4 protein-coding genes and 2 pseudogenes are annotated in these 9,423 nt (G+C 70.8%); 5 read left to right on the top strand and 1 reads right to left on the bottom strand.

Going from position 1 to position 9,423, the window contains the following annotated elements; genetic code table 11:
- Positions 1 to 22 precede the first annotated feature (22 nt).
- The 3 genes from IH45_RS0108125 to IH45_RS1000000145105 all read left to right on the top strand — a co-directional run bounded on the left by IH45_RS0108125 (position 23) and on the right by IH45_RS1000000145105 (position 4,103).
- The gene (locus IH45_RS0108125) at positions 23 to 1,054 is read left to right on the top strand and encodes a daunorubicin resistance protein DrrA family ABC transporter ATP-binding protein (protein WP_030663650.1); all 1,032 of its coding nucleotides are present in this window, start codon (positions 23 to 25) and stop codon (positions 1,052 to 1,054) included.
- Positions 1,051 to 1,869 carry an ABC transporter permease gene (locus tag IH45_RS0108130; protein WP_030663652.1) on the top strand — a complete coding sequence of 273 codons (819 nt, stop codon included), beginning with the start codon at positions 1,051 to 1,053 and terminating at the stop codon, positions 1,867 to 1,869. The genes IH45_RS0108125 and IH45_RS0108130 overlap by 4 nt, the downstream gene beginning before the upstream one ends.
- A gap of 614 nt (positions 1,870 to 2,483) precedes the next feature.
- Positions 2,484 to 4,103: a fibronectin type III domain-containing protein gene (locus tag IH45_RS1000000145105; RefSeq protein WP_158812970.1), complete on the top strand. Its 1,620-nt coding sequence runs from the start codon at positions 2,484 to 2,486 to the stop codon at positions 4,101 to 4,103.
- A gap of 62 nt (positions 4,104 to 4,165) precedes the next feature.
- Here IH45_RS1000000145105 and IH45_RS0108140 read toward each other — a convergent pair whose 3' ends face one another.
- Positions 4,166 to 4,927, bottom strand: a complete 762-nt coding sequence (locus IH45_RS0108140) for a MerR family transcriptional regulator (protein WP_030663659.1) — start codon at positions 4,925 to 4,927, stop codon at positions 4,166 to 4,168.
- A gap of 414 nt (positions 4,928 to 5,341) precedes the next feature.
- Between IH45_RS0108140 and IH45_RS01000000143270 the strand changes: the two are divergent.
- Together IH45_RS01000000143270 and narY are read left to right on the top strand one after the other, a co-directional pair.
- Positions 5,342 to 9,005, top strand: a pseudogene (locus IH45_RS01000000143270) (nitrate reductase subunit alpha).
- Between the two features lies 1 nt (position 9,006).
- Positions 9,007 to 9,423, top strand: a pseudogene (gene narY / locus IH45_RS0108150) (nitrate reductase subunit beta); the annotation flags it as partial.

The following is a 9,423-nucleotide window of genomic DNA, read 5'->3' on the forward strand; positions in this document are numbered from 1 at the left end:
ACAGTGACAAGGGTGTGCGGCGATGGCTGCGCTGCGGCGTGCGGAAACGGCTCTGGAAGCCGTTGATCTGATCAAGACCTACTCCACAGGCAGGAACAAACCCCCGGTCAGGGCGTTGCGGGGGCTGAGCTTCCATGCCGCGCGAGGGACCGTGTTCGGGCTGCTCGGCCCGAACGGGGCAGGCAAATCGACCACGGTGAAGATCCTCTCCACCCTGTCGGCCGCCGACCGCGGATCGGCGCGGGTCGCCGGGATCGACGTGGCGGCGCAGCCGGACCGGGTGCGCCGGACGATCGGGGTGGTGGCCCAGCGGCCCGGCACCGACCCGATGGCGACCGCGGCCGAGAACCTGCTGCTCGCGGGCCGCCTCCACGGCATGTCCCGCCGCGACGCCAGGGCCCGCGCCGGTGAACTCGTCGACCGGTTCGGGCTGACCGACGCCGCGCACCGGCTCGTCCGTACGTACTCCGGGGGCATGGCGCGCAAGCTGGATGTGGCACTGGGGCTGATGCACCGCCCGCAGGTGCTCTTCCTGGACGAGCCGACGACGGGGCTGGACCCGCAGGCGCGGAGCGAGATGTGGGACGAGATCGCCCGGCTGGCCGCGGACGAGCGGATGACGGTGCTGCTCACCACGCACTACCTGGACGAGGCCGACCGGCTCGCCGACCGCATCGCCATCGTCGACCACGGCACCGTCGTCGCCGCGGGCACTCCCGAGGAGCTGAAGAGCGGTCTGCGCGGCGACGCGGTGCTGGTCGAGCTCGCCGGGGCCGAGCCCAGGGCGCGGGCGGTGCTGGAGCGGGTGCCGGTGCTGCGCGACATCACCATGGACGGGTGTACGGTCCGGGGCCGCACCGACGACGGCGCCAGGGCGCTGCCGGCCGTACTGGCCGCACTCGACGAAGCGGGGATCGCCGTGGCCTCCGCGACGCTCGCCCGCCCTTCGCTCGACGATGTCTATCTCCGGCACGCCGGCCGCGGTTTCGAAGCGGCCGGCGATGAGGCTCCGAAGGGCCTGGAGGCGACGCGGAACCCGGAGGCGGCGAAGTGACCACCACACACGCGACCTCCGCCGGCACGCGTCCGCTGACGGTCCTCGTCCACACCGCCCTGCTCACCGGCCGCCTGCAGCGCACGCTGTGGCGGATGCCCACCTTCCTGGTCATCGGGCTCGTCCAGCCGGTGATCTGGCTGCTGCTGTTCGGGCAACTCTTCCGCGCGGTCGCGGACCTGCCCGGATTCGCGTCCGGCAGCGGCGGGTTCCTGGAATTCCTCACCCCGGGCGTGGTGATGATGACCGCGATGTTCGCGAGCGCCTGGGCGGGGACGGCCTACCTCCAGGACATCGACCGCGGGGTGCTGGACCGGCTGCTCGCCTCGCCCGCCGGCCGCGGCGCGATGGTGTGCGCCACCCTCGTCCACCAGGCGGTCCAGACCGTCGTCCAGAGCCTGGCCGTCGTGGGCATCGCGCTGCTCGCCGGTGCCCGCTTCCCCGGCGGCGTCGCCGGCGTGGGCGTCACCGTCCTCGCCGCGGTCCTGCTGGCGCTGGTCTTCTCGGCCCTGTCCGACGCCGTCGCCCTGCTGACCCGGCAGCAGGCCACGCTGATCGCGATCTCCCAGTTCACCACGCTGCCGCTGATGTTCCTCAGCTCCGCCGTCATGGATCTGCGTCTCGCGCCGGGCTGGGTCGGGGCCGTCGCCGCGTACAACCCCGTGGAATGGGCGGTCGTCGCGGCCCGGCAGGCGATGCTCGCCCAGGCCGGCCGGAGCGCGGTCCAGGGCCACCTGGCCCTGCTCGCGGCGGCGGTTCTCGTGATGGGATTCCTGGCGACACGGGCGTTCCGGGCTTACCGGAAGTCCGCGTAAGGGAGGCTGCTCAGCCTCCCCGTGCGGGAGCCGGACCGCCGACTCCGGCCCCCGCCGACCGCCTCGGGTACCGGCGGCCGCCGACCGCCTCGGGTACCGGCGGCCGCCGCCATCCTGCCCTCACCGCGCGGTAGTTGAATTGCCCATCAGCGGTAGTTGAATTATCCCGTTCCCCTCCCCCGGCCACACCCACAGCGCTTTCGCCTTACCCGCACAGGTCCTTCCGGGAATTGGGCGGGCTCATTCGGACGCATCCCGTCGCACCAATCTCCGCCCTCTCACCTCGGAGCCGTTACGGCCCGGTGGTGGCAGCGCATTCCGGATTCCGCACGGGCCGCGTACGGGCCTGCGATGAAGGCGGAGCGTCATCGGCGGCAGCGCCCACCGCCGCCCGTTTTCCCAGGCGGGACGGTGCCCGCCGGACGGCCGGACACCGTCCGTGCCCGTCCCGGCGGTCCGGCGGCGGCGTAATTCCACCGCCCCCGCGCGTTCTTCCGGCCGGTCCGCCACTGGCCGGATTCCGTGATTGACGCCGGTATTTGCCGTGCCTAGGTTCCCTGTCGCAACGGGGGGAGGAACACACCGGAACCGGACGTCGAAAACAAGGGGTGGACATGCCAAAGCAGTACGTCACACCGGAATGGGAATCCCCTGGCGAGTGGTACGGCACCATGAAGGCCACGGTCTGGAATTTCGAAAGCGAACCACTCGTCAACCCGGAGATCTCCTTCCGCGTGCAGTCGGACCAGAACGTCACCAACGTCTACGGGCTCGTCTGGCAGCGGCAGGGCAATGTCATCACCGGGCGCCTGGTGCCCGAGCGGCAGACCGTTGCGCCGCGGCGCGGCACGCAGGAGTTCCGGCTCGGCTTCTCCCGGTCCAAGCCGGGCCCCGGCCCGCTGCCGACCGACTTCAAGATCAACGGACAGCCGGCCGACGTACCGGACGACCTGACGCCGCCGAGCACGCCGGGCAACGTGCACACGGACACCCTCGGCCCGACGCAGGTCACGCTCGCCTGGAACCCGTCCACCGACAACATCGGCGTGATGGGTTACGAGGTGGCGTACGGCGGCCCGCAGCCGCGACGGGTCAAGGACGAGACCGCGGTGCTCTCCGGACTCACCCCGACGACCAAGTACACGGTCCGGGTCACGGCCGTCGACCTCGCGGGCAACCGCTCCGAGCCGTCGCAGCCGCTGGAGTTCACCACGACCGACAAGCTCCCGGACGGCGGCCCCTGGGACATGCCGCGCGCGCCGTACGTGGACTACATGGCCTGGCCGAACCCGAGCCTGCCCCAGTACGCCCAGGAATCCGGCGTGGACGGCTTCATGCTGGGCTTCATCGTCGCCAACAACAACAAGAAGCTGGCGTGGGCCGGGCAGGACGGCCCCGACTGGGAGGTCGACCGGAGCTCGTACGGCAAGAAGGACATCGAGCAGCTGGCCGCGACCGGCGGCAGGGTCGCCTTCTCCTGCGGTGGCGCCTCCGGCCGGCCGCTGGAAGCCGTCGAGACGAGCGTCCCGAGGATCGTCGAGCAGTACGAGGCGTTCCTGCGCAACTACGGGGTGGCGCGCATCGACTTCGACTTCGAGGGCGACTTCCTGGCCGACGAGGCGGCGCACCTGCGGCACACGGCGGCGATCTCCCAGGTCCTCGTCAAGCGCCCCGGCCTCAAGGTCTCCTACACCCTCCCCGCCGACGCGCAGCCCGGTGAGGGCTCGGCGGGCTTCAGCCCGGTCGGCGTCAGGTTCCTGGCGAAGGTGGCCGCCGCCGGTATCGAGCCCGGCCTGGTCAACGGCATGCTCATGGAGTTCGGCCAGAGCGCGCCGCCCGACATGTACGAGTGCTGCGTCATCGGCCTGAAGGCCATGCACGGCCAGATCAGTTCGCTGTGGACCGCGTGGGACGCCGGGAAGGTCTGGCACCGTACGGGCGCCACACCGATGTTCGGCTGCAACATCAACAAGCGGGTCTTCACCCTGGACAACCAGCGCAGCCTGGTCGAGTTCGCCCACGAGCACCAGCTCGGCGCGCTGTCCGGCTGGGACGCCACCCGCGACCACAACCAGGGCAACCCCGACGTCCAGCCGCCGTGCACCGTCGGCTGCGACGCGTGCGACACGTACCGCTGTACCTGCGTGGACCAGCGGCCGTTCGACTTCAGCAAGCTCATCGCCCTCTACAAGAACGGTGCCGCGCCGACCATCGGGACACAGACCGTGATGTAGCGGTCTCCGTCCACCAGCGAACGGCCGCACCGGGTGCGGCCGTTCGCCTGTACGGCTACCCCTCAGCCCAGGCGGGCCGCCGTATACGCCTCGATCGCGTCCCGCTGGTACGCGGCCAGGCCCGGCGCGATCGACTCGTACGCGGCGCGCCAGTGCTCGTTCTCCACACAGGCGCGACCGATCGCGCGGTACTCCTCGGCGCTGACCTCCCGTATCCGGATCAGCGTCCGGTGCTGCCGGTCGATCTCGGCCTGCACCGGGTCGGCGTCGGCCGGCACACCGGAGGCCAGCAGTTCGGCCAGCCGGACCATCTGGGCCGTGCGCTCGCGCTGGTCGGCCTCGATCTCAGCCTCGCCCAGCCCCGCGTTGTGCCGCTCGATGGCGGCCGCCAGCTCGGGGAAGTCGCGCAGGCTCTTCAGGTACTGCGGGGGCCGGATGCCCTCGAACAGGTTCTCCGGCCGGTTGATGCTCACCATGGCGGTGCCGTCCTTCCTGGACTCCTCCAGTTCGCCGATCGTGCGGGAGACGGTCGCGGCCAGGGCGTCGAGCCGGTCGCGTTCGGCGAGCAGCCGGCGGTGGTGGCCGCGCAGCGCCGCCAGCTCGTCGACCTGGGCGGCCAGCACCCGGCCGATCTCGGTCAGCCCCAGGCCCAGCTCCCGCAGGACGAGGACCTGCTGCAACCGGAGCAACTGCCGCTCCTCGTAGTAGCGGTGCCCGTTCGCGCCGGTCCCCGCGGGCGGCAGCAGACCGATGTGGTCGTAGTGGCGCAGCGTCCGCGCCGTCACACCGGACATCCGCGCCACCTCCGCGATCGGCCAGGACATCGCCGCTCCCTTCACGAGTCACTAGGCGGGACCGGCTTTCCGGCCCTGGTCAGGACGGTAGAGGCTGCCGCTGCGGCAACTTCAAGGACAAAGCCCGGCCCCGTGGTCCGTCGCAGTCCCGGAAACCCCCGGCCCGACCTCTCACGGGAAACATATATCCGGCGTTATTCACGCCTCAAAACAAACACGCATTCGCTCTCTGCATATGTGCGCGGCAAGTAGAGCAAAGCATGTGGAAGCTTGTGTATAACTCTGTCCAATTGTGCTCGGCAGTGTGGTTCTAGAAGCGATTTCAGGGTCAAACTTGGGCCGGAAATGCGCCCATGCCCACTGACCGGACACAGGGTGCCGCTGTACGGAGAGAAGGGATGTCGGGCCGTGGCGCATCGCGGGGCACGCAAGGCGACGGAACGTGTGGCGGGTGCGGCGGCGGAACGGCTGCTCCGGCTGGGCCAGCAGTTACAGGGGACCACGACGACACCCGACCGGCGGGCGGTTTTCCGTACGGACCAGGAGGTCAACGACGCGCCGTACCGGGAGCGCTGGGCGCACGACAAGGTGGTGCGCTCGACCCACGGCGTGAATTGCACCGGCTCCTGCTCGTGGCAGGTCTTCGTCAAAGACGGACTCATCACCTGGGAAACACAGGCGACCGATTACCCGTCGGTGGGACCGGACCGCCCGGAGTACGAGCCCAGGGGATCCTTTTCCTGGTACACCTACTCACCCACCCGCGTTCGCCACCCGTATGCGCGCGGCGTGCTGGTGGAAATGTTCCGCGAGGCACGGGACCGGCTCGGCGACCCGGTGGCGGCCTGGGCCGAGATCACCGGGGACCCGGACAAGCGCCGCCGCTACCAGCGGGCCCGCGGCAAGGGCCCGCATCGGCTGGGACGAGGCACTGGAGATCGCCGCCGCCGCCCATGTGCACACCCTCCAGCACCACGGGCCGGACCGGATCGCCGGCTTCTCCCCCATCCCGGCCATGTCGATGGCCTCGCACGCGGTCGGCGCCCGCTTCATGGCCCTGCTCGGCGCGCCGATGCTCTCCTTCTACGACTGGTACGCGGACCTGCCGATCGCCTCCCCGCAGGTCTTCGGCGACCAGACCGACGTGCCGGAATCCGGCGACTGGTGGGACGCGGCGTATCTGATGCTGTGGGGCTCCAACGTGCCGGTCACCCGCACCCCGGACGCCCACTGGATGGCCGAGGCCCGCTACCGCGGCCAGAAAGTCGTGGTGGTCTCCCCCGACTACGCCGACGCCACCAAATTCGCCGACGAATGGCTGCACCCCCACCCCGGCACCGACGGCGCCCTGGCCATGGCCATGGGCCACGTCATCCTGCGCGAATGCTTCGTCCAGCGCCAGGTCCCGTACTTCACCGACTACGTCAAGACCTTCACCGACCTCCCCTTCCTCATCGAACTGGAGCCGCGTGGCGCGTCTTTCGTGCCGGGCAAGTTCGTCACGGCGGCCGCGCTGGGGCTGTCGGAGGACGAGCGGGACGGGGCGGCCGGGCGGTGGAAGCCGGTGGTCTTCGACGCGGGGCGGGGCGCCCCTGTGGCGCCGCCCGGCACGCTGGGGGAACGCTGGTCGGAACAGGGCGCGGGCCGCTGGCACCTCGACCTGGGCGACGTGGACCCGCTGCTCAGCTTCCACCAGGAGCAGGGGGCGACCAGTGTGGAGGTCCTTCTTCCGCGCTTCGATCAGGGCGCGGAGGGTGGGACCGGTACCGTACGCCGGGCGGTGCCGGTGCGCGAACTGGGCGGCCGCCGGGTGACGACCGTCTTCGACCTGCTGCTGGCCCGGTACGGCGTGCACCGCCAGGGCCTGTCGGGGCAGTGGCCGCAGGGGTACGACGACGCCGCGCTGCCGTGCACCCCGGCCTGGCAGGAGACGCTGACCTCCGTTCCGGCGGGTGCCGTCGTACGGGCGGCGCGGGAGTTCGCACACACCGCGGAGAAGACCCGCGGGCGCTGCATGATCGTGATGGGCGCCGGTACCAACCACTGGTTCCACTCGGACACCATCTACCGGTCCTTCCTGACGCTCCTGCTGCTGACCGGCTGCCAGGGCGTCAACGGCGGCGGCTGGGCGCACTACGTGGGCCAGGAGAAGGTGCGCCCGTACGCCGGGTGGCAGCAGTTGCAGAGCGCGGCGGACTGGGTGCGGCCGTCGCGGCAGATGGCCGGGACACCGTTCTGGTACCTGCACACCGACCAGTGGCGGTACGAGTCCTACCGCGCCGATGCGCTGGCTTCCGCGACGGGCCGGGGCCTGTTCGCGGGCCGGCACACCGCTGATCTGGTGGCGCAGTCCGCGCGCCTGGGCTGGATGCCCTCCGCCCCCACATTCACCGACAATCCCCTGACCCTGGGTGAACGGGTACGCGCCACCGGGCGTGAACCAGGCCAGTGGGTCGCCGACCAACTCCGGCACGGTCGGCTGCGGTTCGCCTGCGAGGACCCGGACGATCCGGCGAACTGGCCCCGGGTGCTGACCGTATGGCGGGCGAACCTGATCGGTTCCTCGGCCAAGGGCAATGAGTACTTCCTGCGGCATCTGCTGGGCGCCGACGACAACGCGAGTGCCGGGGAAGCGCCTGCCGAGGCCCGTCCGCGCGATGTCACCTGGCACGAGCAGGCGCCGCGCGGCAAGCTCGACCTGCTGCTGGCGCTGGACTTCCGTATGACCTCCACGACCCTCATGGCGGATCTGGTGCTGCCCGCCGCCACCTGGTACGAGAAGCACGACCTGTCCAGCACGGACATGCACCCGTACGTACACGCCTTCTCACCCGCGATCAGCCCGCCCTGGCAGGCCCGTACCGACTTCGAAATCTTCCACGGCCTGGCGTCGAAGCTCAGCGAACTGGCCCGCGGGCGCCTGGACACCCGGTACGACCTGGTGGCGACCGCGCTGATGCACGACACCCCCGGCGAGACGGCGCAGCCCGGCGGAGCGGTGCCCGACTGGCGGGAGGCGGGCCCACCCCGGCCCGGCCACAACCTGCCGGCGTTCGCGCTCGTCGAGCGGGATTACACGGCCGTGGCCGCGAAGCTGGCGAGTCTGGGGCCGCTGGCCGAAGAGGCAGGCATGTCGGTCAAGGGCGTGACCGTGTACCCGCGGGCGGAGGCCCGGTGGCTGGCGGGCCGGTGCGGCACGGCCGCCGAGGGCGCGGCGAGCGGCCGGCCGCTGCTGGACACGGACGTGAAGTTCTGCGAGGCGATCCTCGCCCTGTCGGGCACCACCAACGGGCGGCTGGCCGCCGAGGGGTTCGCGCGCCTCGCCGAACGCTGCGGCCCCGGCAGCGGGCTGGCGGCACTCGGCGAGTCGGTCGCCGAACGGCGCGTCGTCTTCTCCGACACCCAGGCCCGCCCGGTGCAGGTGTCGGCGAGTTTCGAGTGGTCGGGCAAGGAGGGCCCGGAGCGACGGTACGCCCCGTTCACGATCAACACCGAGCACCGCAAGCCCTGGCACACCCTCACCGGCCGCCAGCACTTCTACCTCGACCACGACTGGTTCGCCGAACTCGGCGAACAGCTGCCCGTCTACCGGCCACCGCTGGACCTGGCCGCACTGGGCGAACACCCTGCGACAGTGCGGGACGACGCTCCTTCGGTGACGGTCCGCTACGTCACCCCGCACTCGAAGTGGTCCATCCACTCCGAGTACCAGGAGAACCTGCTCATGCAGACGCTGGCCCGCGGCGGCCCGGTCATCTGGCTCAGTGTCCAGGACGCCGCGCGGATCGAGGTGGCCGACAACGACTGGATCGAGGCGGTCAACGCCAACGGCGTGGTCGTGGCGCGGGCCGTCGTCTCGCACCGCATGCCGCCCGGCACGGTGTTCATGTACCACGTGCAGGAGCGCCTGGTGAACGTGCCCAAATCCCAGACCACCGGGCGGCGCGGCGGTGTGCACAACGCCCTCACCAAGCTCCTGATCAAGCCCACCCACCTCATCGGCGGCTACGGCCAGCTGTCCTTCGCCCCCAACTACTACGGCCCCACCGGCAACCAGCGCGACGCCGTCACCACCATCCGACGCCGCTCGCAGAACGTGGAGTACTGACATGCCTCGCGGCACACCCCCCGCCCGCCGGGTCATGGCCCAGGTGGCCATGGTGATGAACCTCGACAAGTGCATCGGCTGCCACACCTGCTCGGTCATCTGCAAACAGACCTGGACCAACCGCACCGGCACCGAATACGTGTGGTTCAACAACGTCGAGACCCGCCCCGGCCAGGGCTACCCCCGTGGCCATGAGGACCAGGACCGCTGGAAGGGCGGCTGGCGACTCAAGGGCGGCCGGCTCGTACCCCGTAGCGGCGGCCGGGCCCGTCGATTAGCCCGTCTCTTCGCCAACCCCGAACTGCCCGCCCTCAGCGACTACTACGAGCCGTGGACGTACGACTACGCGAACCTGACCACCGCACCCCTGGGCGACGACCTGCCCACCGCACCGCCCCGCTCCCTCATCGACGGCCGC

Source organism: Streptomyces rimosus subsp. rimosus (genome assembly GCF_000720725.1).
GTDB classification, from domain to species: domain Bacteria; phylum Actinomycetota; class Actinomycetes; order Streptomycetales; family Streptomycetaceae; genus Streptomyces; species Streptomyces rimosus_A.

What these genes read in the sequence shown, in the direction of transcription:
- IH45_RS1000000145105 (WP_158812970.1), top strand. Translation starts at nt 2,484, where the DNA reads ATGCCAAAGCAGTACGTCACACCGGAATGGGAATCCCCTGGCGAGTGG.
- IH45_RS0108125 (WP_030663650.1), top strand. Translation starts at nt 23, where the DNA reads ATGGCTGCGCTGCGGCGTGCGGAAACGGCTCTGGAAGCCGTTGATCTG.
- IH45_RS0108140 (WP_030663659.1), bottom strand. Translation starts at nt 4,927, where the DNA reads ATGTCCTGGCCGATCGCGGAGGTGGCGCGGATGTCCGGTGTGACGGCG.